Genomic DNA, 22,462 nt, shown 5'->3' with positions numbered 1-22,462 from the left:
TAACTCAACTGTACCAGAGTGGGACGATCAGCTCGGAGCAGGCTCACTTCACGTCGGCTTCGAGTGCGGGCAGCGGCGGCAGCGGCGCGATCACGTCGCTGACCGGTGTGTCCGGCGCCACACCCCGGGGGTCGGCGAAGAAGACCTGTCGGAGCGGGCCGAGCGGGGTCGTCGCGTCGGCCTGGGCGTTCATCCAGGCTTCCAGGGTCTCCCCGGCCCGCATCCCGTCGGCGGGCGACAGCTCCCTGCGGGTGAGCCGGACATAGGCCTCCCGGTGCGCCGGGTCCTGGCGGATCGTCAGGTCGGGGAAGCGGGCGGCCATCGCCTCGGCCGCCTCGTCCGGGATGGGACGGCACCACTCGACCGGGCCGTCCGAGTCCTCGTCCACCTCACCGTGGTAGATGAAGAAGGGCGCGCCCTCCATTCCGGTGAGCGACGGGACGGTGCCGTCGCCGAGGCGGACCACCATCCCGACGGTGAACGCGTTGATCTCGGCCGAGGTGACATGGCGCAGCGCGCAGACCAGGGTGCGCGCCGGCATCTCGCGTACCGCGACAGGCAGCATGGTGGATCCCTCCGAAAGTGTGTCGACGAGGAAGCGGACGATGTCGCGGCGCTCGCGCTGTCCCGCTTCGACCTCGTCCCAGTAGGCGGCCACGGCCTTGGCCGCCTCGCCGCGCGGCAGATCGCAGACCTCGCGGATGCGGGCCAGCGGCATGCCGATCCGGCGCAGCCTGGCCACCAGCCGGGCCCGGGCCAACTGGTCCTGGCTGTAGCGGCGGTAGCCGGACACCGGGTCGGTGTGCGCCGGGACGAGCAGCTCCAGCTCGTCGTACAGCCGCAGCGCCTTCGGTGACAGGCGGGCCGCCTTGGCGAAGGCGCCGATGGTCCAGAGCTCCATGGCCGTCCAAACTCCTCGTCCCGGGCGTTCTGCCCGGTCACCACGATGCTGGGCCTTCCCCCTGGGACAAGGTCAAGCAGGTCGCGGGGAGGCCGTCAGGACAGCATGCTCGCACCGAGGAAGTCGGTCGGGCCCTGCACTCCGGGCAGGGCGAAGAAGTAGCCGCCGCCGGTGGGCCGGATGTAGTCCACCAGCGGCTCGTCGGCGAGCCTGGCCTGGACCGCTTCGAACTGGCGGACCACGTCCTGCTGGTAGCTGCAGAAGAGCAGGCCGACGTCCAGGTTGCCGTTGACGTCCACGCCGCGGTCGTAGTTGTAGCCTCGGCGCAGGATCTGCTGGGCGGCGGTGGCCCGGGTCCGGGGGTTGGCCAGCCGGATGTGCGCTGTCATCGGGACGGCGATGCCGTGGGGGTCGGCGGCGTAGTCGGGGAGGTCGGTCTCCCGGTTGCCGTCGAGCGGGGCGCCGGTGTCGCGGCGGCGGCCGATCATGGTCTCCTGCTCGTGCAGCGAGACCCGGTCCCAGAACTCCACCAGCATCCGGATGATCCTGACGACCTGGTAGCTGCCGCCCTCGGTCCAGGCGGGTTCGCCGCCGGCGCCGCCCCTGGTCCAGAGCAGGGCGTCGGCCACGGCGGCCTTGGCCACGTCCGGGTTGGCGATGCCGTCCTTGAAGCCGAGCTGGTTGCGCTGCGCGCCGGTGGGGCGCGGGGCGGCGTGGAAACCGTCGGCCTTCCAGGTGAGCTGCATGCCGGAGCGGGTGTGCCTGGCGATGTCGCGCAGGGCGTGCATCACGGTGTCCCGGGAGTCGCCACAGAGCTGGATCGACAGATCGCCATGGAGCTCTGTCGACCCGGCCAGATGGTCGTTGGGGAACACCGGCATCGTCTTGAGCCGGGCCGGCCTGCGGGCCGCGAGGCCGTAGCGGGCGTCGAAGAGCGAGGAGCCGACGCCGACGGTGACGGTCAGTCCGTCGGCCGGGACGGCGGGGCCGAGGGTGGCGCTGTCCGGGGGCACCGAGGCGACGCTCACAGGGCGGGGTTCGCCTCCCTGGGTGAGGAAACGGATCCGGTCGGTGATGGTACGGAACAGCTCGCGCAGGGCGGTCCGGTCGGCGGCGGTGACGCCGAAGGAGGCGAAGGTGGCGGCGGCCTGCTGCGGGGTGGCGATGCCGGCCTGGTGCGGCCCCTCGAAGGGGATGCGGCGTCCGGCCGGATCCCCGCCGCCGTCGGACCCGGCCGCGGCTGCTTGCTCCACGCCCAGCGCGCCGACCCCGACGGCGGTGCCGACGGCCGCACCGCGCAGGAACGACCGGCGTCGCAACGGCTCGGCGGAGGGGCTCATGCGGACGGCCTTCCCTGCAACAGGTCGGGGACGGTGGACAGCTGCTCCAACAACCCGCCCAACGCGCTGTCGAGCTGCTGACGCCGGGTCAGAGGCAGTGCGGTGGGGGCGATCCAGCCACCGGGCGTCCGGCAGGCGGCGAGGTCGGCGTCCAGCGCGGACAGGCCGGAGTCCAGGGCGGGCAGCAGGGCCGGGTCGCGCGGGGTGATCAGCGCGGCGAGGGTGCCGAGCACCGTCCTGGTCCCCTGCACATTGGCCTGGAGCGTCGCCAGGGCGGTGCCGCTGCCGTAGTCGGACTCGCCGGTGAGCTGGAACTGAAGCGCGTTCTCCAGGATCTCGTGGCTGCGCAGCGGCAGGTCGCCCGGATCGGTGTCGGCGCTGGGGAAGTCCGCGATCATGTCCTGGACGTCCTTGACCAACTCGCTGCCCAGCGGGCGCAGTTCGGTGGCGCTCTGGCCGTGCCACAGGCCGTACTCGATCCGGTGGAAGCCGGTCCAGGAGGGGTCCGCGGTGCCGCCGGGCAGACCGTCGGCGGTGCCGTCGACGGCGGCGTCGAAGTCGCCGAAGGAGTTGTAGGCGGCGCCCAGCCGCTCGTAGTCCAGATGCGCGGGCAGCCAGTCGGCGCGGGCCCGGACCAGGTCGCCGGCGGCGAGGTCGGCATCGAGCCTGCGGCTGTCGGCGAGCAGCCCGGGCAACGCGGCGGTGACGTAGGAACGGTAGGCCGTGACGGGGGCGCCGAGGTCCAGGTCCGGCAGCGGCAGGACGCCGGCCACCGCCTCGGCGGCGGTGCCGCTGAGCGTCCGCGTCGGGGAGGTCCGCACCTGGCCGTCGGTGAACACACAGCGCAGCGCGTAGCTGCCGCCGTCCAGGGTGGTGGACAGCGTCCTGGGCACCCCGGGCAGCAGCGACAGCACCTCGGCGTAGACCTCGCCGTTGCCGGGGGCGATCAGATAGACCTCTGCCGGATCTCTGGCGGTGTCGCTGAGGCGCAGCACCAACTGCCCGGCGTGCCTGATCGCGGACGCGGTCCACCCCGCGCCGCAGCCGTTCTCACTGACGGTGATCACGGGTGCGGCGGGGCGGCCGTCCGGGGCGTCGGAGACGGCAACGCCGAGCAGGGCGATCACCGTCGCCGCGGTCAGGGCGGCCGCTGCGGCGCGGAGTGGCGGTCGGCGCATGGTCAGGTGCTGTTCCCGTTCTGGGTGCGGTTCTCGGTGCCGGCCGGTTCAGTTCCAGATGTCGGTGATGGCGGTGGCGGAGGCGCTGTTGCCCACCGCCGTCAGCCCGTACATCTGCTCAAGGGTGGCCAGCAGGTTGTAGTGGTCGACGGTCTCGTCGTAGGTCCCGGCAGCGACCGACTGGCCGACGACGATGGTGGGGATCTGGTTGCTCTCGGTGTAGTCGTCCTCGTCCCATGTGACGATCAGCAGGCTGTTGTTGGCCTGGGCCCAGGTCGCGTAGGCGGACAGGTTGCTGTTCAGCCAGGTGTCGGCGGTGGCGATGGTGCCGTCGTGCATGTCGTTGTTGAGATTGGGGATCACGAACGACAGCGTGGGCAGGCTCGCGTAGCCGGAGGTGGTGGTGGGAAAGGAGCTGAACGGCAGCGAGTCGGCGGCGGGAACGTTGCTGAAGTTGACCCAGGGCGAGTGCTTCCGGGCGTACTTGCCGGAGGTGCAGGCGGTCGAGCCGGTGGAGGGCAGGCCCTCGGAGTAGCCCTTGAAGGTGTAGCCCGCGGCGAGCAGCTCGGAGCCGAGGTTCGCCGTGGTGCCCTCGCTGACCGGGCACTTGTCGCTGCTCAGGCCGAAGGTGCTGCCGGCGAACAGCGCCAGGTAGTTGGGCTCGCTGGGGTGGGTCACCGCGTACGAGGAGGTGAGCAACGCGCCCTGGCCGGCCAGGGAGTTGATGTACGGAGCGTCGCTGTTGCCGATGATGTCGTCGTAGGAGTGGTTCTCCTCCATCACCACCACGACATGGGCCGGGGTGGGCACGGTGCCGGCGACGGCCTTGGCGGCGATCGGGGTGGCGGCGGGCCTGGCGTGGGTCTGGACGGCTGCCACGCCGAAGGCGACGGCTGCCGCGGTCGCAGCGGCGAGCGGGGCGAGCGTGCGGGACCTCAGACGCATGACGGACTCCACAGTGAGGGGCTGGGTGGCGGCAGGGCGCTGCTTCGCGGATCAGCGTAGGAATGCGGGATGACCGGTAGCGGTACGAACAATTCGAGCAAGATGAATTGAGCATGTCATCTTGGGGCGACAGTCGCAACGGGATCGGTGGCGCCGAGGAGCCGGTGTCGACCTCGCGGGTCACCGACAGGTCTGCCTGGTGGCGCTGTCAGCGGGCCGTCTGCAGGTTCTCGAAACTGGAGTGCAGCTGCGCCCCGGCGGCGCCCTCGGCGGTGTAGCGGGCCACGGTGCCGTCGGTCTGACGGATCGTCACCCGGCAACCGCCGTCCGGGTCCACCTGCTCGTACCAGACGCCGTCGAGCTGGGCGAGGGACAGCCAGCCGGGGCGGACGCCGGGGACGGCGCCGGCGCCGCCCCTGGGCCGGTGGAGCAGCCGGACCAGCAGTCGGCGGAAGGCCGGGATCAGCAGGAAGGGCAGCGTGAGCAGGCCGATGACCAGTATCGGGACGAGTAGCAGGCCGCCGAGCCACTCCTCCGGGTAGGTGAACATCGAGGCGACCGCCGCATAGAGCAGGGCGGCGAGCGCGGTCCAGCCGAAGGCCGCCGTCACGGCGTAGGGGACGTGCATTTTGGCGACGGTCAGCCAGCACAGGCCCAGGCCCGCGAAGAAGGCCAGCATCGCGAAGGCGACCGCGGTCTCGCCGAGCCAGCGCTCGCGGAAGTCCGCGCCCCAACGGCGTCGGCGTGCCCGGAACCACTCGCCGTCGAACTCCATGATCACCGACCCGCCGGGCTCGGCCCGGACCCCCCGTATCTCCCGCATGAGCGGTGAGCATACCGACTGCCCGGTCAGGGCAACGATGCGGCCGGAGGCCGTGACTGCCCCCGGTCGCGTCGCTCCCCCGTGCCCCCTCGCCCTTCCCCCGCGGGGCGATTCAGCCGGCGTGACGGCCGGAGCGCCCCGTGACGCTCCAGGCTGTGCGGCGGCGCCCGCCGGGCCGGTCGCCGGCCGGTCCGGAACTCCCCGCCGCAGAAGCAAAGTTACGCGCGTCACGACCCCGGCCGCGTCAGACCGGGGTAGGAACACCGGCTAGCTGAGCCTGGCGAGCAGGGCCCAGGACGTTCTATGAGAACGGGCTGGTGACGCCGGGTCAGGACGAACCGGACGACCCACCGGGGCCGGCGGTCGCCGCCAGGTAGGCGCGCCAGCCGCCGTAGGCGGTGATGTCGGGGGCCTCGTCGGGCTTCCGGACAGCTGCGGGTTCGCAGAGGAAGCCGGCCACCGCGCTGCCGTCCGCGAGTCGCACGCTGCCGATGGCCATCGGCGCGGGCAGCCCCGCGACCAGCCGCCCCAGGCCCGCCGCGGGCAGCTCCCAGACCTCGGCCGCGACGGCGGCACCGCCCTCCGCTACCCGGACCAGGCCCGGCTTGGGCGGGCTGGTGGCCAGGGCATGCAGCCGGTACTCCGCCGCCGTGGTGGTGACGGACACCAGTCGTGCTCCCAGCTCCAGGAGTTGGCCGTTGAGCGGTTCACCGCTGAGGTGCGCGCCGACCACCGCGAGGCGTACCGGTGCGGCGGGGGCCGACTGCCGGGCGATGGCGCCGAGTCGAGCCTCGGTGTGCGGACGGCCGATCAGCATCACCCCGAACGGCAGTCGCGGTGTGCCGGGCACGGTTCCGGCCGGGACGGCCAGGGCGCACAGACCGAACAGGTTGGTCGAGTTGGTGAAGCGTCCCATCCGGGAGTTGGTGCCCACGGGGTCGGCGGCGACCTCGGCCAGGGTGGGGTGCCCGGGCGTGGTGGGCAGCAAAAGGGCGTCGGCGTCCCCCAGTTCGGCCAGCGCGGCGGCGCGCAGCCGGGCCAGCTCCTCCTGGTCGGCGAAGAGCCGGTGGGCGGGGATGTCGCGGGCGGCGCCGATGATGCCGGCGACGACCGGGTCGACGCCTGCGTCGGGGTCACCGGCGTGCTTGTCGATGAAGGCGCCGACGGCGGTGTAGCGCTCGGCGACGAAGGCGCCCTGGTAGAGCAGTTCCGCCGCGCGGCTGAAGGGCTCCAGGTCGATCGGCAGCAGTTCGACCCCGGCGGCGGCGAGGCCGGCCACCGCGGCGGCCCAGGCGGCATCCCAGCCCGGGTCGAGCTCGCCGAGCTGCGACGCGTCCGGCACCGCGACCCGCCAGGGCCCGGGACGGCGCACCGACGGCTCCGGCGGGCTGTCCAGCAGCAGCGCATGGGCCTGCTCGGCCTCGGCGATGCTGCGGGCGAAGACGCTGACGCAGTCCAGGCTGCGGCAGGCGGGCACGACACCGGCGGTGGGGACGGTCCCGTAGGTCGGCTTGAGGCCCACGATGCCGTTGAGGGCGGCGGGGACCCGTCCGCTGCCCGCGGTGTCGGTGCCCAGGGCGAGGTCGGCGATGCCCAGGGCGACGGCGACGGCGGAGCCGGAGCTGGAGCCGCCGGAGATCCGGTCGGGGGCGAGGGCGTTGCGGACCACGCCGTACGGGCTGCGGGTGCCGACCAGGCCGGTGGCGAACTGGTCCAGGTTGGTGCTGCCCAGCACGATCGCCCCGGCGGCACGCAGCCGGGCGACCGCGGCGGCGTCCTGCTCGGGTTGGTAGGCGTAGCCGGGGCAGCCGGCCGTGGTCGGCAGGCCCGCCACGTCGATGTTGCCCTTGACCGCGAGCACGGTCCCGGCCAACGGCAGCCGCTCCCCGGCGGCGGTCCGGGCGTCCAGCGCGCGGGCCTCGGCCTCGGCCTCAGGCTGCGGACGCAGGTCGATCCAGATCTCCGGGCGGTCCACCTCCGCGATGCGGCGGTAGGCAGCCCGGATCCGGGCGAGTGCGGGTCCCTCGGTCATGCGGCGTCTCCGATCGTGGCCTCGACTGTCTCCCTGACCTCGGCCGGGACGAGCAGCAGCAGCGGCGCCCCGGCCTCCACCTGGTCCCCGGCTCGCACCAGCAGCCGTTCCACCAGGCCGTCCTGAGGCGCCGTCAGTACGGACTCCATCTTCATGGCCTCCACCGCCATCAGCCGCTGACCCGCGGTGACCAGTTGCCCAGGCTCGACGTCCACCTTCCAGACGCAGGCCGTGAACTGGGCCTCGATCAGCCGTCCGCCCTCGGGGACGGTGATCTCCTCCGCAGGCGGAGCCGCGACCTGGGCCTGTTCGGCCCGGTCGAACTCCCCGGCCAGCTCCCAGGCCTGGCGTTCCGCTCCGAAGGCGGCGCCCTGCCGCTCCCGGAAGGCCGCGATGTCGGCGGCGTTGTCGTCCAGGAAGCGGAGATGGTCGGCGAGCGCGAACTCGCCCTCCTCCATGGTGACCGCGAGTCGGCCGGCCGCCATGTCGGCGCGCATCTCCAGCAGTTCGTCCGCCGCCACCGGGAACCACTTGATCCGGTCGAAGAAGCGCAGCAGCCAGGGCTTCCCGGCCTCGAACGGGCCGCGCTGCTGCCAGCCGGACCAGACCTGGACGGTGCGGCCGACGAACTGGTAGCCGCCCGGGCCCTCCATGCCGTAGACGCACAGGTAGGCGCCGCCGATACCGACGGAGTTCTCCGCGGTCCAGGTCCTGGCCGGGTTGTACTTGGTGGTGACCAGCCGGTGCCTGGGGTCCAGCGGGGTGGCCACCGGCGCGCCGAGGTAGACGTCACCGAGGCCGAGGACCAGGTACTCGGCGTCGAATACGGTGCGGTAGACATCCTCGACCGAGTCCAGTCCGTTGACCCGGCGGATGAACTCGATGTTCCACGGGCACCAGGGCGCGTCGTCGCGCACCCCGGCCATGTAGCGGGCGATGGCCTCACGGGTCGCCGGATCGTCCCAGGACAGCGGCAGATGGACGGTCCGCGAGGGAACCCGCAGCTCGCGGGTGGGCGGCAGCCGCCGTTCCGCCTCCTGCACCAGCGGCAGCAGTTCAGCGAGCGGCAGCACGGCCGGATCGGTGTGGATCTGCAGCGAGCGGATGCCCGGGGTGAGGTCGACCACACCGGCCAGGTCCAGCGCGGCGAGCGCCTCGGCCAGGGCGTGCACGCGCATCCGCAGGGCCAGGTCGAGCTGCATCGGACCGTACTCGACCAGCAGGTTGTCGTCGCCGCTGCGCCGGTAGCCGACGGCGGGCCGGTCGACCCCCTCGGGCGTGCGGGCGAGGATGCCGCCGTCCACGATGGCGGGCCGGTCCCGGCCGTCCACGGTGACCGGGCGGAAGGAGACGGTGTCCCCCGGGCGCAGCTGCCCCAACTTCCAGCGGTCGCCGGTGAGCACGGTCGCCGGGCAGACGAAGCCGCCCAGTGACGGGCCGTCAGGTCCCAGCAGCACCGGCATGTCGCCGGTGTAGTCGACCGCGCCGACGGAGTAGGGGGTGTCATGGATGTTGGACGGGTGCAGCCCCGCCTCCCCGCCGTCGCGGCGGGCCCAGGCGGGTTTGGGACCGACCAGCCGGACGCCGGTGCGGGCGCTGTTGAAGTGCACGCTCCACTTCGCGGCGTAGAACTCGGCGATGTCGTCCTCGGTGAAGAACTCCGGTGCGGCGTGCGGCCCTTCGGCGGCGTCCAGGGTCCAGTCGCGGGTGAGCACGGGGCGGTCGGCGAGCGGCACCTGGCTGGTCCCGGTGACGGTCCGGCCGCCGTGCAGGACGTCGCCGGCGCGCAGGGCGCGGCCGCCGTGGCCGCCGAACCGGCCCAGGGTGAAGGTGGCCGCGCTGCCGAGGAAGTCCGGCAGGTCCAGCCCACCGGCGACCAGCAGATAGCTGCGCAGCCCGGCCTCCTCCGGTGCTCCGACGGCCAGTTCGGAGCCGACGGGAACCGTCAGCGGCTCCCACTGCGGCACCGGCACCCCGTCCAGGGTGACCTCGACCGGTGCCCCGGTGACGCAGACGGTGGTGGCGGCGCTGAAACGGAGGGCCGGTCCCTCCAGGGTGCACTCCAGCCCGGCCGCGCCCTCGGGATTGCCCACCGCCCGGTTGCCGAGCCGGAACGACAGGTCGTCCATCGGCCCGCACGGGGGGACGCCGACATGCCAGTACCCGGTCCGCCCGGGCCAGTCCTGGACGGTGGTGAGGGTGCCGGCCCGGACCACCTCGATCCTGGGCAGCGGGTCGGTGATGCCGGCCAGAGTGGCGGTGGTGTGCACGGCCGCACGGACGGCGGGCGCGGCGGTGGCGGCGCGGAGCAGCCCCAGGTTGGTCTCGATGCCGTCGACCCGGCTGTCGGCCAGGGCCGCGTCCAGGCGGTCCAGGGCGTCGGCGCGGTCCTCGCCGTGGACGACGACCTTGGCGAGCATCGGGTCGTAGCTGGTGCCGACCTCGGTGCCGGTCTCCACCCAGGTGTCCACCCTGACGTCCGCAGGGAAGGCGACCCGGGTGAGCAGACCGGCGCTGGGCCGGTGGTCCCGGTTCGGGTCCTCGGCGTAGACCCGGGCCTCGACGGCGTGGCCGCGCGGCGGGCCGACCGGCCGGACGACGTCGCGGTCGCCCTGGGCCAGCCGGAGCATCCACTCGACCAGGTCCACCCCGTAGACCGCCTCGGTGACCGGATGCTCCACCTGCAGCCGGGTGTTGACCTCCAGGAAGGACGCCTCCTGGCGGGCCGCGTCATAGACGTACTCGACGGTTCCGGCGGAGCGGTAGCCGATGGAGGCGCAGAGCGCGGCGGCCGACTCGGCGAGCCCGGCCCGGACGGCGTCGGGGAGCCCCGGGGCGGGGGCCTCCTCGATCACCTTCTGGTTGCGCCGCTGCAGCGAGCAGTCTCGGTCGCCCAGGGTGACCACGCGACCGGTCCCGTCACCGAACACCTGCACCTCGACATGGCGGGCCTGCTCGACCAGCCGTTCCAGGAACAGGCCGGCGCCCGAGAAGCTGGCCGTCGCGACCCGGCGGACGCTGTCCCAGGCCTCGGCCAGCTCGTCCGGCCCGTGGCAGGCACGCATCCCTATGCCGCCGCCACCGCCGGTGGCCTTGAGCATCACCGGGTAGCCGAGGGCGTCCGCGGCCGTCAGGGCTGACGTGAGGTCAGGGAGCAGGCCGCTCCCGGGAAGCAGCGGCACTCCGGCGGCCTCGGCGGCGGCGCGGGCGGTGTGCTTGGCGCCGAACACCTCCAGTTGCTCGGGTGTCGGTCCGACGAACACCAGCCCGGCGTCCTCGACGCTGCGGGCGAACTCCGCGTCCTCGGACAGGAATCCGTAGCCGGGGTGGATCGCCCCGGCGCCGCTGTCCAGCGCCGCCTTGAGGACCAGGTCGGCGCGGAGATAGCTGTCCTTGGCGGGCGCGGGCCCGAGGCGGACGGCGTGGTCGGCGAGCCGGACGTGCGGCGCGCCGCGGTCCGGGTCGGAGAAGACCGCGACGGTGCGCAGGCCGAGGCGGCGGGCGGTGCGGATGACGCGGACCGCGATCTCGCCGCGGTTGGCGACCAGCAGGGTGTCGAAGGCGCGATCAGGCATCTCAGGGCGCTCCGTCGGTGATCGTCATCAGGACCGGGGTGGGGTCGAAGCCGTTGCAGGGGTTGTTCACCTGAGGGCAGTTGGAGACCAGCACCAGCACGTCGGTCTCGGCGCGCAGCGTCAGCGAGAGTCCGGGCGCGGACAGGCCGTCGACAATGCCGAGGGTACCGTCGGGCTCCACCGGGACGTTCATGTACCAGTTGACATTGCCCACCACGTCGCGCTTGCCGAGGCCCCAACGGGAGCCCTCGGCGAGGAAGTTGTCCACGCAGGCGTGCTGGGTCCAGGTGTGGTGGCCGTAGCGCAGGGTGTTGGACTCCCGGCTGCAGGCGCCGCCGATGGTGTCGTGCCGGCCGACCTGGTCGGCGCTGACGGTCATCAGCGGGGTGTGCTCGTTGGAGAGCAGCACGCTGCCGGCGGTGAGGAAGATGGAGCCCTGGGCCTGGATGGTGTCGGCGGCGCTGTAGCGGACCGAGAGGTCGTGCCGGTCGTACACCAGGAAGTCCACGGCCTGGTTGCCGGCCAGGTCCGTGATGGTCAGCGACTGTCCGGCGCGGAGCGCGGCGGACCAGGCGGCGCGGGCCGGGACGGTCGAGGTCGAAACATCGGTGGTGTTCATTCACAGCCCCCGTGCGGCGCAGAATTCGGCGGTGTTCAGAAAGGCGCGGTGGCCCTCGGGCGTCGCCTCCCACAGCGGGTCGCCCGGTCCGGTGGGCCGTCCGCGCCAGGCGGTGACCTCCAGCGGGCCGCAGTGGTAGTCGGTGCGCGGGTCCAGCGGATGCGGGACGTTGGCGATCAGCACGGTCAGCGGCTGTTCCGCGCGCAGCGTCACCGCCGTGCCGGGACCGGCCGAGCCGGTGTACTCCAGCGCGCCGTCGGCGGTGACCCGGACGCCTTGGAACAGCGAGAGCGAGGGGGCCAGGTCGCGCCGGTCGAGACCGTTCTTGGCGGCGGCGAGCAGCAGCAGCTCGCGCCCGGCCGGGGTGGCCGACTGCGGCGCGCCGTCGCCGTAGCGCGCGGTGTTGCGGGCCAGGGTGGAGGTGCCGCACAGCGCGTCGTGCCGGCCCGAGCCGTCCTCGGTGATGCTGGCCAGGACCCGGCCCTGGTCGGACAGGAGCAGACTGCCCGGGCCGAGGTAGGCGTTCCACTGGACCTTGGTGGTGTCGGCGACGTTCAGCCGTTCCCAGGGCCGGTCGGCGACATGGAGCAGCAGGTGGGCGCAGGCGTCGCCGAGCGGGTCGGCGAGCCGCAACGAGGTGCCCCGGGCCAGCACCTTGTGCGTGTAGTTGCCGCCCGGGACGGTCTCCGCCCAGACCACGTCCTCGGCGGGGATGCCCGGCGGTGCGGCGGGCCGGTCGACGGGGGCGGCCTGGGCGCGGGCGTGGTCCCGGGCGGCATAGGTGGTGTCGGTCGCCGAACGCACGGTCAGCCTCCTGGTGCGGGAGCGGATTGGCTAATTTCTGTCGCTTGACAGAAATTAAGCGAACCGCGCTTCCGGGCCGTTGCCCGGACGTTTCATGCGGGTAACGCACCCCCGGGCACGCCACCGCGGGGTTCCGCAGGGGTACGGGGAGTCGCTCCCCGGGAGGGTGCAGCAGGCCGGTAACACGACCCAGGCGGTGTGCGAGGATCACTCCATGCCCACCACCGCCCGCGCCTCCGGCCCGCACCGCGGACGGGTCGGCCGGCCACGGGTCCAGGGCCCCGTCGCCGACGGCCTGGCGCCCCGGGACGGCGTCCTGGCCGCCGCCGCCGAGCTCTTCACCCGCCTCGGCTACGCCGCGACGACCACCCGGGCCATCGCCGAACGCGCCGGGCTGCGCCAGGCGTCGATGTACCACTACTTCGCCGGCAAGGAGGACATCCTCGCCGAGCTGCTGGAGGGCACCGTCCAGCCCTCGCTGGACCTGGCCCGGGTGCTGGTGGCCCGTGCGGAGCCGAGCGCCGAGGCCCGGCTGTGGGCGCTGTGCCGCGCGGACGTGGCGCTGCTCTGCGGCGGGCCGCACAACCTGGGGGCGCTCTATCTGCTGCCCGAGGTGGGCGCGGAGCGGTTCGCCGCCTTCCACCAGGTACGCGCGGCGCTGAAGGCTTCGTACCGGGAGCTGCTGGCGGCGGGCACGGCGGGCGCCGCCCTCGGCGGTCCCGAGCTGGAACTCCGGGGCGATCTGCTCTTCGGCCTGATCGAGGGCGTCATCCTGATCCGGCGTCAGGCCCCCGCGGAGCCCGCCGAGGCGCTGGCCTCGGCTGCGGCCGACGCCGCCCTGCGCCTGTCCGGAGCGCCGGAGGCCACCGTCGCCGAAGCGGCCGTGCAGGGCGCCCGGTTGCTGGACACCCTGCACGGCCATTCCGACGGGTAGCCGGGAGCCTCAGCCCTCCAGCGCCTCCACCGCCTCCGGACGGCGCCGGGTCGCCCGGTATGAGACCACGCCGAGCAGCAGCGCCCCCGCCAGGAACAGCAGGGTGAAGTACTGCAGGTACCAGTGCCCGCCCTGGGGGTCGTAGACCGCCAGCCGCGGCCAGGCCAGGTTGACCGCCATCGCCAGCCCGTACACCACCGCCAGGACGTTGATCGGCAGACCCCAGCGGCCCAGTGAGAACACCGGCCGCCCGGTCTCGTCCGCGCCGTCCCGCCCGCCCAGCGGCACACCGCGCAGCCGGCGCAGCAGCATCGGTCCGGTGACCATGGCGTAGGCGATGTAGACCAGCACGATGCAGGTGGTGCCCAGGGCCAGGTACACCGACGGGGAGACCAGGCTCATCGCCATCGCCGCCGCCGCGAGCACGCCGACGACCACGGCGGGCGCCTTGGGGGTGCCGGTACGCGTCCCCACCGCCGCCAGCCGGCGGGAGGCCGGCAGCGCGCCGTCCCGGGCCATCGAGAAGACCATCCGCGCACCGGCCGTCTGGATCGCCAGCGTCGCCACGCACACCGCGACCGCGACGTCGGCGAGCAGCGCCCGGCCCAGGCCGCTGCCGAGTCTGCTGGTCAGCACATAGGAGAGCCCCTCACCGGCCAGGTGACCGTCGGTCAGGCTGGGCGCCGCGAGCACCCCGCCGAGCAGGATCAGGCCGCCGCCGAGGCCGGCCACGGCCACCGCGCCCAGGATGGTGCGCGGAGCGGTGCGCCGGGGCGAACGGGTCTCCTCGGACATCTCCCCGGCGCTGTCGAAGCCCACCAGGACGTAGGCGGCGCTGAACGAGGCGATCAGGAACACGCCCAGGTAGCCGCCGGAGACCTGACCGGTGTGCAGGGTGACCCCGGGGCCCCGCTCGGTGTGGGTGAACAGCAGCACCGCCATCAGTGCGATGCCGATCAGCTCGCAGGTCACCCCGACGCTGTTGATCACGGACATCACCCGGATGTCGACCACATTGACCACGGTGGTCAGCACCAGCAGTACCAGGCCCAGCAGCACCGCGTTCTGCGCGCCGGTGTGCGTGGTCGGCGAGGGGTCGCCGCCGACGATCTGGAAGCCGGACCAGATCGCCGGCAGGACCACCTGCAGCGCCAGGGCCGCCGCGGAGACCACCACGATCTGCCCGATGACCATCAGCCAGCCGGCGAACCAGCCGAAGGTGGGGGTGCTCAGCCGGGTCGCCCACTGGTAGACGGCCCCGGAGATGGGGTAGCGCGCCGCCAGTTCGGCGAAGCAGGCCGCGACGGCGAGCTGGCCGACCAGGACCAGCGGCCAGGTCCACACGAACGCGGCCCCGCCGAAGGAGAAGCCGAACGCGAAGAACTGGAAGACGGTGGTGAGCACCGAGATGAAGGAGAACCCCGCGGCGAAGGAGGCGTAACGGCCGAGCCTGCGGTGCAGTTCCTGCCGGTAGCCGAAGGCGGCGAGGGCGACCGCGTCGGTCGTCCCCTCGGCGCCGGGTGCGGGAGGCGCGTCGACGCCCAGAGTGGGGGTGGTGGTGCCGCTGAGAGCTGGATCGGACATGGCTGTCCCCTGTCGCTTCCGTGAGTGACTGGGACGCGGCGGCGGACGCCGGCGCGCCGCGACAGGCGGGCGCGGCCCGATGGCGGCGGGCTGTTGATGGGGCGGGCTGTTGATTGCGAGTCAGAGAACCGGCAGGTTGTTGCGGGAGCGCTAACAGCAGGTTACGAGCGTAGAAATCCCTGCTTCGGCCGACGCGCGGAAGCGCCCCTTACGGCGCCGACACGGGCGCGATACGGGGCGGAAACCTGCCGTCCCTAATTTCTGTCACGCGACAGGTATTACCGAGGTACCAGCTGTGGTCGTGAGAGCCCCCGGTGGCGGCCGGGGGCTCGGCACTGCTCGACCGCAGCACAAAGTGGAACTACCCAGCTGTCACATCTCCCCCGCGTACACGCTCTGCGTGAACGCGTTGCGGAACTTGCCGTCCGGGTCCTGCCGGTCCATCAGCTCGCGGAAGTCGGAGGCGCGCTCGTACAGGTCGGCGGCGGCCCCCGGGGTCGCGGTGAAGAGCTTGCCCCAGTGCGGGCGGGCGCCCAGCGGGGTCAGCGCGGACTCCACGGCGGCCAGCACCGGGGCGACGGCCTCCGGGGCCTTGTGCCAGGTGAAGTGGAGCGCGACGCAGTCGCGGCCGTAGGCCGGGCTGAGCCAGAGGTCGTCGGCGGCCACCGTGCGGATTTCGGAGACCTGCAGGACCGGGGCGATGACCGGTCCCAGCTCCCGCAGCGCGGCGAAGGCCGACCGCGCTGCGGCGCGCGGCAGCAGGAACTCGGACTGCAGCTCCTCCCCCGCGCTCGGGGTGAAGTCCGGGCGGAAGTGCGGCAGCCGCTCGTGCCACGGGCCGGGGACACCGAACTGCTCGGTGCAGTGGGTGGCCGGGACCCCGGGGACGGGGTGCTGCGGCCGGTCGGCCGGGACCGCGCCGAACCAGTCGAGCCGGGGCGCCGCAGCACCGGCGTCGACCCGGTGCTTCAGCCAGAGCTGCGCCTGGGGGGCGTGCCAGTCGGTGAAGACGCTGACGCTGTAGCAGGACGCGAGCATCGCCGACACCTCGTCGGCGTCACCCTGCGCGAGTGCGTCCAGCGGCAGGCCGGTCAGCACGTACTGCGCGATCCGGTACGTCGGCTCCACGTCCAGGGTCACCGCCGACAGCACGCCGAGCGCGCCCAGATGGACCGCCGCACCGGCGAAGTCGGCGCTGTCGCGGTCCAGCCCGACCAGGTCCCCGCCGGGGCCGACCAGTTCCAGCCCGGCCACCGAGGAGGCCAGGCCGCGGTTGCCGACGCCGGAGCCGTGCGTCGCCGTGGCGACCGCCCCGGCCACCGAGATGTGCGGCAGCGAGGCCAGGTTCGCCAGCGCCAGCCCCTCGGCCTGGAGCAGCTCGGCCACCTGCGCGTAGCGCATCCCCGCCGAGACGGTGACCGTCGACCGCTCGCGGTCGGTCTCGTAGCGCGGCGGCAGATCCGCCAGCGAGACCAGGGTCCCGGCGGTGTCGGCGATCCGGTTGAAGGAGTGCCCCGTGCCCAGGACCCGCACGGCGTCGCTCTCCGCGACCGTGCGGCGCAGCTCGTCGACCGACTCGGGTCGCGCGACGCGTGACGCCCCGAAGGTGACGTTGCCGGCCCAGTTGGTGCGACCCGCCTCGGTGGTAGTGCCCGACATTCCCGCTCCTCGACTAGCCCCGCCCCGTGTTAGCGATCACAACCCTAGTCCCGGCCCGGAACGGCCTCGCGGGCGCTACCGCTACCGGTCCGGTCAGGAACTCCCGGCCGCGGCCGCCACCGCCTCCTCCACCGGGACCTCCCCGCCGATGAGCTCCAGGGTGAGACCGCTGGTCGACGGGTTGTCCAGCAGGGCGGCGAGGACGGCGGCGACGTCGGCACGCGGGACGCTGCCGCGGCCGGTGCCCGCGGCGAGCCGGACCCGGCCGGTGGCCGGTGCGTCGGTGAGGGCGCCCGGGCGGAGGATCGTCCAGTCCAGGCCCTTGCGGGCGGCGATGTCGGCGTCGGCCGCGGCCTTGGCGCGCAGGTAGCCGGCGAACACCGGGTCGGTGCCGGGCGCGGGCTCGCGGTCGGCGCCCATCGAGGAGACCACCACGAAGCGGCGCACCCCGGCCAGTTCGGCGGCGTCCGCGAACAGCACGGCGGCGGCGCGGTCCACCGTCTCCTTGCGGCCGGCCCCGCTGCCGGGGCCCGCCCCGGCGGCGAAGACCGCGGCGTCGGCCCCGGCCAGGACCGCCGCCACCTCCTCGACCGTGGACGACTCCAGGTCGCGCACGACCGGCTCGGCTCCGGCGGCCCGCAGGTCGTCCGACTGGGCGGGATTGCGGATCAGGCCGACCGGCGTGTGGCCGCGGGCGGCGAGCAGGCGTTCCAGGTGCAGGGCGATCTGGCCGTGTCCTCCGGCGATGACAGTACGCATGCCTTCGACCCTACGACCGCCCTCAGCCGACCCGCAGCCCGAGCGCGGCGGCTATCACCGCGGCCTGCGGCAGGTCGATCATGGCCCCGTGCAGCTCCACGGTGAGCGGATCCAGCGCGGACAGGTCACTGCCGCGCAGGTCGGCGCCGGTGAGTTTGGCTCCGCCCAGCATCGCACCGGACAGGTCGGTGCCGGTGAGCACGGCCTTCTCCAGCCGGGCGGCGCTGAGATCGACCTCGCGCATCCGGACGTTCTCGATGGTCGCCTGCCGCAGGTCCGCCCCGGGCAGCCCGACATAGGACCAGTCGCCGCCGGAGACCTGGAAGAGGTTGAAGGTGCAGCGCTGGAACACGCTGCCGACCAGTTTGCAGTCGGTGAAGCGGGTGTCGAAGAAGGTGCAGTTGCGGAAGGTGCAGTTGGTGAAGGCCGCACCGGTGTGCCGGGAGGCGTTGAAGCGCACCCCGGCGAAGGTGCACTCGTCGAAGACCGTGCCGCTGCTGGCCACCTCGGTCCAGTCGGTGTCCAGGAAGCTGTAGCGGGTGAAACGGTCGTCGGCGGTCAGCTCTCGGGCGTACCAGTCCTCGTCGCGGACCACCAGCTCCGGATCGGGGACCGGGGGCCGGTGCGGGACGGGATCGTTGTTCGCGTGGGGACGGTTCGCCATGCGGCTCATTCAACACCGGGGGTCCGACAACGGCTCGGGAGAGCGGATCGGGTCGGCGCCGGGCGCCGGCTCGGCACCGGGCTCAGCACTGGGTGAACGTCCTGCGGTAGTCCATCGGGGTCACCCCGACCGCGCGGCGGAAGTGGTGCCGCAGCAGTGCCGCGCTGCCGAAGCCGCAGATCCTGGCGATCTCGTCGACGCCCCAGCCGGTGTCCTCCAGCAGCCTCCGGGCGTGCGACACCCGCTGCGATGCCAGCCAGCGCTGCGGCGTGGTGCCGGTCTCGGCGGCGAAGCGGCGGGCCAGGGTACGGGTGGACAGCTGCGCCCGGCGGGCCAGCGAGGCGACCGTGTGCTCGGTGTCCAGGGTCTCCAGCATCCAGCTGAGCAGCGGCTCCAGGCTGTCGGCCTCGCACTCGGGGATCGGGGCGGCGATGTACTGGCGCTGCCCGCCGTCCCGTTGCGGCGGGACCACCATCCGGCGGGCGATCGCGGTGGCCGCGGCGGTGCCCAGCTCCCGGCGGACCAGATGCAGGCAGGCGTCGATCCCGGCGGCCGTGCCGGCGCTGGTGATGATGTCGCCCTCGTCGACGAAGAGCACGTCCGGGTCGAGCTTGGCCTCCGGGAAGCGCTTGGCCAGCGCGTCCGCGTGCCGCCAGTGGGTGGTGCAGCGGAGGCCGTCGAGCAGCCCGGCCGCCCCCAGCACGAACGCGCCGCTGCAGACCGAGAGCAGCACCGCGCCCCTGGCATGGGCCGCGACCACCGCGTCCAGCACGGCCTGCGGGTACTCGTCCCGGATCAGGGCGGCCGGGAGCGCGACCAGGTCCGCGTCCTCCAGCGCCTCCAGCCCGTACTCGGGCACGAGCTGCGCGCCGACGTTGAGCCGTACCGGCTGGCCGGCCCGCTCACCGCAGACCCGGAAGTCGAACGGGGGGACTCCGTCGTCGGTGCGGTCGATCCCGAACACCTCGCAGACCACGCCGAACTCGAACGGGGCGGAGTCGTCGATCAGTATCACCGCGACGGTCTTCAGCATGCGGTCAGCATAGCTGGCGGGATTTTGTTGGTACAGGGCTCTCCTGCCACTTATGGCAGGAATCCGATGAGAGAACAATTACTGCCATGACCACAGCAGCCATCGCCCTCGTCCTGATCGCCCTCCTCGCCTACGCCCTGGAACGCAACCACCGCCGCCAGCAGGGCCCCGCCGCGCCGCTCGCCGGAAGCCGCGTCGGCCCCCCGGACCGGGACCTGCAGCGGGTCACGGCCGAACTGGCACACCGGCGTATCGACGCCGAAACCCACCGGTAATCCCCTGTGCTCCGAGCGGCTTACGCTCGAAGGAGCAGCAGGAGGTGGGCCCGTGTTCGACATCCCCAGGGAACTCCCGACCCGCACCGGGCGGCTCCGCCCGGTCGCCGACGCTGACGCGGAGCTCCACTACCACGTGGTGCACGGATATCGCCGGGCCTACCGGATCGCCGGTTCGGGTCCGGCCGTCCTGCTGATCCACGGGATCGGCGACTCCTCGGACACCTGGGCCGAGCTAATCCCCGGACTGGCCAGGAAGCACACCGTCATCGCCCCCGACCTGCTCGGCCACGGCGCCTCCGACAAGCCGCGCGCCGACTACTCGGTGGCCGCCTACGCCAACGGCATGCGGGACCTGCTCGGGGTGCTCGGCATCGAGCGGGCCACCCTGGTCGGACACTCGCTCGGCGGCGGGGTGGCGATGCAGTTCGCCTACCAGTTCCCGGAGCGCACCGAGCGGCTGGTGCTGGTCAGCACCGGCGGCGTGGGGCGCGAGGTCAATCCGGTGCTGCGGGCCGTGTCGCTGCCGGGCGCCGATCTGATGCTCTCCGCGTTGAAACTGCCCGGGATGCGGCTGCAGACCAACACGGTGATCCAGCTGATGCAACTGCTCGGCACCGACCTGGGCCTGGACGCCCCCGACCTGCTCAACCTGGTGGACGGACTCCCCGACGCGACCGCGCGCAGCGCCTTCATCCGCACCCTGCGCGCGGTGGTGGACTGGCGCGGGCAGGTCGTCACCATGCTCGACCGCTGCTACCTGGTGCAGGGCATGCCCACGCTGCTGCTCTGGGGCGCCCGCGACAGCGTGGTCCCGGTCGAGCACGCCCACCGCGCCCACGCCGCGATGCCCGGCAGCCGGCTGGAGGTCTTCAACGGCGCCGGGCACTTCCCCTTCCACAGCGACCCGCGCCGCTTCCTGGAACTGGTCGAGGACTTCATCGAGACCACCCCGCCCGGCAGTTGGAGCGCCGACCAGTGGCGCGAACTGCTCCGCAGCGGCCGCGACGGCGGGCTCCCCGACACCGCCGAGGCGAGCGAACGCAGCGCGACCTGACGATCCGCGGACACAATCCGGGGAAGATCACGGGCAGTTGTCCGATTTGCCGCCTGCGCACCGTAGCCAGGCGAACGCGCATCCGATACCTTTCCTGGCAGCAGTCGTGGTTCCGAAGTCTCATGTGCCCACGGTCAGAGCACCGTGGGCGCTGTGCTGTGCACCAGTCGGAGGACCAGGGCGATCACCTCAACCCTGAGGGCGGGCACCAGGCACGCCCCTTACTCCTGACAGAGGGAGCAGCATGGCCACCGGCACCGTCAAGTGGTTCAACTCGGAGAAGGGCTTCGGCTTCATCGCCCAGGACGGCGGCGGCGCCGACGTCTTCGCCCACTACTCCAACATCAACGCGACCGGCTACCGGGAGCTCCTCGAGGGCCAGGCCGTGGAGTTCGAGATCGCGCAGGGCCAGAAGGGCCCGCAGGCGGAGAACATCCGGGTGATCTGACGCCACCCGGCGCCTCTGTGCCCCGTACCGGATCCGTTCCGGCACGGGGCACAGCCATGAGCGAGGTCTTCGCCCGACCGGGTGAACCCGCGTCCACAGCTATTGAAGCTTTTACAAACTGACGCGCCGTCGATATCACCGGATGACTCCGCCGGGCTTTACCATCCGGCCATGACGGCGCATCAGTTCCTTTCCCGCCGTTTCGCAGCCAGTCACCACGACCGCGAGAGGCAGGGAACCCGCAGATGACCACACCACCCACCGCCGGCACCTTCCAAGCCACCGGCTCCGGAGCCGGGGAGAAAGGGCTCAAGGGCAACGCCCTCGGCCTGTTCTCCTCCGTCGCCATCGGCCTGGCCTCCACCGCCCCCGCCTACAGCCTGGCCGCCACCCTCGGCATCATCGTGGCCGGGGTCGGGCTCCAGGCGCCGATCATCACCATCCTCGCCTTCATCCCCATGCTGCTGATCGCGTACGCGTACAAGGAGCTCAACGAGGTCGACCCGGACTGCGGCACCACCTTCGTCTGGGCCGCCCGCGCCTTCGGGCCGCGCACCGGCTGGATGGGCGGCTGGGGCATCGTCATCGCCGACGTCATCGTGATGGCGAACCTGGCACAGATCGCCGGCTCCTACGGCTTCCAGCTCTTCGGCTTCGGCGGGCTGGCCGGAAGCACCCTGTGGACCACGGTCGCGGGGGTGATCTGGATCATCGTGATGACGGCGATCTGCTACGTCGGCATCGAGGTCTCGGCGACCCTGCAGCGCTGGCTGCTGTGCGTGGAGGTGGCGATGCTGGCGCTGTTCTCGGTAACCGCGCTGGTCAAGGTCTATTCCAGCAGTGCGCCCAGCGGCTCGCTGCACATCTCCGCCTCCTGGTTCAACCCCTTCAACGTCCCCTCGGCGAGCGCCCTCACCGCGGGCATCCTCTCCGCCGTCTTCATCTACTGGGGCTGGGACACCGCCGTCTCCGTGAACGAGGAGACCGCCGACAAGGAGCGCACCCCGGGCCGGGCCGCGGTCCTCTCGACCGTGCTGCTGCTGATCATCTACGCGCTGGTGACCACCTCGGCCCAGGCCTTCGCCGGGGTCGGCGACAAGGGCATCGGACTGGCCAACCCGGACAACTCCGGGGACGTGCTGTCCGGGCTCGGCAACGCCGTCTTCGGCGGCAAGGGGCTCGGCTGGTTCCTGGCCAAGCTGCTCATCTTCATGGTGCTGACCTCCTCGGCGGCCTCCACCCAGACCACCATCCTGCCGACCGCCAGGACCACCTTCTCGATGGCGGCGCACAAGGCGATCCCGGCGAAGTTCGGCCGGGTGCACCGCCGCTTCCTCACCCCGACCTGGTCCACCGTCGCGATGGGCCTGGCGTCCATCGCCTTCTACGTGCTGCTGGTGAAGATCAGCACCAATGTGCTCACCGACTCGATCGCCTCGGTCGGCCTGGGCATCGCCTTCTACTACGGCCTCACCGGCTTCGCCTGCGTCTGGTACTTCCGCAGGGTGCTCACCCGCAGCGCCAGGGACCTCTGGTTCAAGGGCATCCTGCCGGGCCTGGGCGGGCTGATGCTGCTGTTCTTCTTCTGCTACGCCGCCTTCGACGTCTACGCCGCGCCGGACTACGGCTTCACCTCGGTCAAGCTGCCGTGGGTCGGACGGGTCGGCGGGGTGACCGTGATCGGACTGGGCGCACTCGTCCTGGGCCTGGTGCTGATGCTGGTGCAGTGGGCGGCCCAGGGCAGCTGGTTCCGCGACCCCGACGTACCCGTCAGCGCGGCGTCACGCGAGCCGGTACCGACGGCGCCGGCGGAGTGAGGCGCGCCACAACCG

19 protein-coding genes are annotated in these 22,462 nt (G+C 72.6%); 5 read left to right on the top strand and 14 right to left on the bottom strand.

The features are described 5' to 3' along the window. Positions 1 to 43 precede the first annotated feature (43 nt). The 9 genes from ABH941_RS02310 to ABH941_RS02270 all read right to left on the bottom strand — a co-directional run bounded on the left by ABH941_RS02310 (position 44) and on the right by ABH941_RS02270 (position 12,217). Positions 44 to 901 carry a MerR family transcriptional regulator gene (locus ABH941_RS02310; RefSeq protein ID WP_370126822.1) on the bottom strand — a complete coding sequence of 286 codons (858 nt, stop codon included), beginning with the start codon at positions 899 to 901 and terminating at the stop codon, positions 44 to 46. Positions 902 to 996: 95 nt separating this feature from the next. Then, positions 997 to 2,241 (bottom strand): Dyp-type peroxidase, encoded by a 1,245-nt coding sequence (locus ABH941_RS02305; RefSeq protein ID WP_370126821.1) that lies wholly within the window; start codon positions 2,239 to 2,241, stop codon positions 997 to 999. Then, positions 2,238 to 3,419, bottom strand: coding sequence for an EfeM/EfeO family lipoprotein (locus ABH941_RS02300; protein ID WP_370126820.1), 1,182 nt, complete (start codon positions 3,417 to 3,419; stop codon positions 2,238 to 2,240). The genes ABH941_RS02305 and ABH941_RS02300 overlap by 4 nt, the downstream gene beginning before the upstream one ends. A gap of 48 nt (positions 3,420 to 3,467) precedes the next feature. Further along, the gene (locus ABH941_RS02295; RefSeq protein ID WP_370126819.1) at positions 3,468 to 4,364 is read right to left on the bottom strand and encodes an alkaline phosphatase family protein; all 897 of its coding nucleotides are present in this window, start codon (positions 4,362 to 4,364) and stop codon (positions 3,468 to 3,470) included. A gap of 208 nt (positions 4,365 to 4,572) precedes the next feature. Then, positions 4,573 to 5,187 carry a hypothetical protein gene (locus ABH941_RS02290; protein WP_370126818.1) on the bottom strand — a complete coding sequence of 205 codons (615 nt, stop codon included), beginning with the start codon at positions 5,185 to 5,187 and terminating at the stop codon, positions 4,573 to 4,575. A gap of 328 nt (positions 5,188 to 5,515) precedes the next feature. Next, entirely contained in the window at positions 5,516 to 7,219 is a 1,704-nt protein-coding gene (locus ABH941_RS02285) for an allophanate hydrolase (protein ID WP_370126817.1), read from the bottom strand. Next, the gene (locus ABH941_RS02280) at positions 7,216 to 10,794 is read right to left on the bottom strand and encodes a 5-oxoprolinase/urea amidolyase family protein (protein ID WP_370126816.1); all 3,579 of its coding nucleotides are present in this window, start codon (positions 10,792 to 10,794) and stop codon (positions 7,216 to 7,218) included. The genes ABH941_RS02285 and ABH941_RS02280 overlap by 4 nt, the downstream gene beginning before the upstream one ends. 1 nt (position 10,795) lies before the next feature. Next, entirely contained in the window at positions 10,796 to 11,413 is a 618-nt protein-coding gene (locus ABH941_RS02275; protein WP_370126815.1) for an urea amidolyase associated protein UAAP2, read from the bottom strand. Beyond that, positions 11,414 to 12,217, bottom strand: a complete 804-nt coding sequence (locus ABH941_RS02270; protein WP_370126814.1) for an urea amidolyase associated protein UAAP1 — start codon at positions 12,215 to 12,217, stop codon at positions 11,414 to 11,416. It lies immediately after the preceding gene. Between the two features lie 214 nt (positions 12,218 to 12,431). Between ABH941_RS02270 and ABH941_RS02265 the strand changes: the two genes are divergently transcribed. Beyond that, positions 12,432 to 13,151 carry a TetR/AcrR family transcriptional regulator gene (locus ABH941_RS02265; RefSeq protein ID WP_370126813.1) on the top strand — a complete coding sequence of 240 codons (720 nt, stop codon included), beginning with the start codon at positions 12,432 to 12,434 and terminating at the stop codon, positions 13,149 to 13,151. A 9-nt stretch (positions 13,152 to 13,160) separates the two neighbouring features. Here the strand turns inward: ABH941_RS02265 and ABH941_RS02260 are convergent, their stop codons facing one another. The 5 genes from ABH941_RS02260 to ABH941_RS02240 form a co-directional block, all read right to left on the bottom strand. Further along, on the bottom strand, positions 13,161 to 14,735 hold the full coding sequence (locus ABH941_RS02260; protein ID WP_370126812.1) for an amino acid permease: 1,575 nt from the start codon (positions 14,733 to 14,735) through the stop codon (positions 13,161 to 13,163). Between the two features lie 372 nt (positions 14,736 to 15,107). Continuing rightward, the gene (locus ABH941_RS02255) at positions 15,108 to 16,394 is read right to left on the bottom strand and encodes an FAD-binding protein (RefSeq protein ID WP_370126811.1); all 1,287 of its coding nucleotides are present in this window, start codon (positions 16,392 to 16,394) and stop codon (positions 15,108 to 15,110) included. A gap of 93 nt (positions 16,395 to 16,487) precedes the next feature. Further along, positions 16,488 to 17,153, bottom strand: a complete 666-nt coding sequence (locus ABH941_RS02250) for an NAD(P)H-binding protein (RefSeq protein ID WP_370126810.1) — start codon at positions 17,151 to 17,153, stop codon at positions 16,488 to 16,490. Between the two features lie 22 nt (positions 17,154 to 17,175). Next, positions 17,176 to 17,817 carry a pentapeptide repeat-containing protein gene (locus ABH941_RS02245; RefSeq protein WP_370126809.1) on the bottom strand — a complete coding sequence of 214 codons (642 nt, stop codon included), beginning with the start codon at positions 17,815 to 17,817 and terminating at the stop codon, positions 17,176 to 17,178. An 82-nt stretch (positions 17,818 to 17,899) separates the two neighbouring features. Further along, positions 17,900 to 18,850: a helix-turn-helix domain-containing protein gene (locus ABH941_RS02240; RefSeq protein WP_370126808.1), complete on the bottom strand. Its 951-nt coding sequence runs from the start codon at positions 18,848 to 18,850 to the stop codon at positions 17,900 to 17,902. 86 nt (positions 18,851 to 18,936) lie between these two features. On the opposite strand from ABH941_RS02240, the gene ABH941_RS02235 reads away from it, so the two are divergent. From ABH941_RS02235 to ABH941_RS02220, 4 genes are all read left to right on the top strand, one after another. Further along, a complete protein-coding gene (locus tag ABH941_RS02235) occupies positions 18,937 to 19,125 on the top strand; it encodes a hypothetical protein (RefSeq protein WP_370126807.1) in 189 nt (62 codons plus the stop codon). A gap of 52 nt (positions 19,126 to 19,177) precedes the next feature. Further along, positions 19,178 to 20,182, top strand: a complete 1,005-nt coding sequence (locus ABH941_RS02230) for an alpha/beta fold hydrolase (protein ID WP_133997971.1) — start codon at positions 19,178 to 19,180, stop codon at positions 20,180 to 20,182. 244 nt (positions 20,183 to 20,426) lie between these two features. Further along, on the top strand, positions 20,427 to 20,630 hold the full coding sequence (locus ABH941_RS02225; RefSeq protein ID WP_030252428.1) for a cold-shock protein: 204 nt from the start codon (positions 20,427 to 20,429) through the stop codon (positions 20,628 to 20,630). Between the two features lie 245 nt (positions 20,631 to 20,875). Next, on the top strand, positions 20,876 to 22,447 hold the full coding sequence (locus tag ABH941_RS02220; protein ID WP_370126806.1) for an APC family permease: 1,572 nt from the start codon (positions 20,876 to 20,878) through the stop codon (positions 22,445 to 22,447). Positions 22,448 to 22,462 lie beyond the last annotated feature (15 nt).

Source organism: Streptacidiphilus sp. EB103A, assembly GCF_041261405.1.
Classification (GTDB): domain Bacteria; phylum Actinomycetota; class Actinomycetes; order Streptomycetales; family Streptomycetaceae; genus Streptacidiphilus.
This window is presented reverse-complemented; position numbering and strand designations above follow the sequence as displayed.

Excerpts from the sequence above, each read along its gene's own strand:
- ABH941_RS02220 (WP_370126806.1), top strand. The coding sequence starts at position 20,876 with ATGACCACACCACCCACCGCCGGCACCTTCCAAGCCACCGGCTCCGGA.
- ABH941_RS02285 (WP_370126817.1), bottom strand. The coding sequence starts at position 7,219 with ATGACCGAGGGACCCGCACTCGCCCGGATCCGGGCTGCCTACCGCCGC.
- ABH941_RS02305 (WP_370126821.1), bottom strand. The coding sequence starts at position 2,241 with ATGAGCCCCTCCGCCGAGCCGTTGCGACGCCGGTCGTTCCTGCGCGGT.
- ABH941_RS02260 (WP_370126812.1), bottom strand. The coding sequence starts at position 14,735 with ATGTCCGATCCAGCTCTCAGCGGCACCACCACCCCCACTCTGGGCGTC.
- ABH941_RS02250 (WP_370126810.1), bottom strand. The coding sequence starts at position 17,153 with ATGCGTACTGTCATCGCCGGAGGACACGGCCAGATCGCCCTGCACCTG.
- ABH941_RS02255 (WP_370126811.1), bottom strand. The coding sequence starts at position 16,394 with ATGTCGGGCACTACCACCGAGGCGGGTCGCACCAACTGGGCCGGCAAC.
- ABH941_RS02225 (WP_030252428.1), top strand. The coding sequence starts at position 20,427 with ATGGCCACCGGCACCGTCAAGTGGTTCAACTCGGAGAAGGGCTTCGGC.
- ABH941_RS02235 (WP_370126807.1), top strand. The coding sequence starts at position 18,937 with ATGACCACAGCAGCCATCGCCCTCGTCCTGATCGCCCTCCTCGCCTAC.
- ABH941_RS02280 (WP_370126816.1), bottom strand. The coding sequence starts at position 10,794 with ATGCCTGATCGCGCCTTCGACACCCTGCTGGTCGCCAACCGCGGCGAG.
- ABH941_RS02240 (WP_370126808.1), bottom strand. The coding sequence starts at position 18,850 with ATGCTGAAGACCGTCGCGGTGATACTGATCGACGACTCCGCCCCGTTC.
- ABH941_RS02300 (WP_370126820.1), bottom strand. The coding sequence starts at position 3,419 with ATGCGCCGACCGCCACTCCGCGCCGCAGCGGCCGCCCTGACCGCGGCG.
- ABH941_RS02310 (WP_370126822.1), bottom strand. The coding sequence starts at position 901 with ATGGAGCTCTGGACCATCGGCGCCTTCGCCAAGGCGGCCCGCCTGTCA.
- ABH941_RS02295 (WP_370126819.1), bottom strand. The coding sequence starts at position 4,364 with ATGCGTCTGAGGTCCCGCACGCTCGCCCCGCTCGCCGCTGCGACCGCG.
- ABH941_RS02290 (WP_370126818.1), bottom strand. The coding sequence starts at position 5,187 with ATGCGGGAGATACGGGGGGTCCGGGCCGAGCCCGGCGGGTCGGTGATC.
- ABH941_RS02265 (WP_370126813.1), top strand. The coding sequence starts at position 12,432 with ATGCCCACCACCGCCCGCGCCTCCGGCCCGCACCGCGGACGGGTCGGC.
- ABH941_RS02245 (WP_370126809.1), bottom strand. The coding sequence starts at position 17,817 with ATGGCGAACCGTCCCCACGCGAACAACGATCCCGTCCCGCACCGGCCC.
- ABH941_RS02275 (WP_370126815.1), bottom strand. The coding sequence starts at position 11,413 with ATGAACACCACCGATGTTTCGACCTCGACCGTCCCGGCCCGCGCCGCC.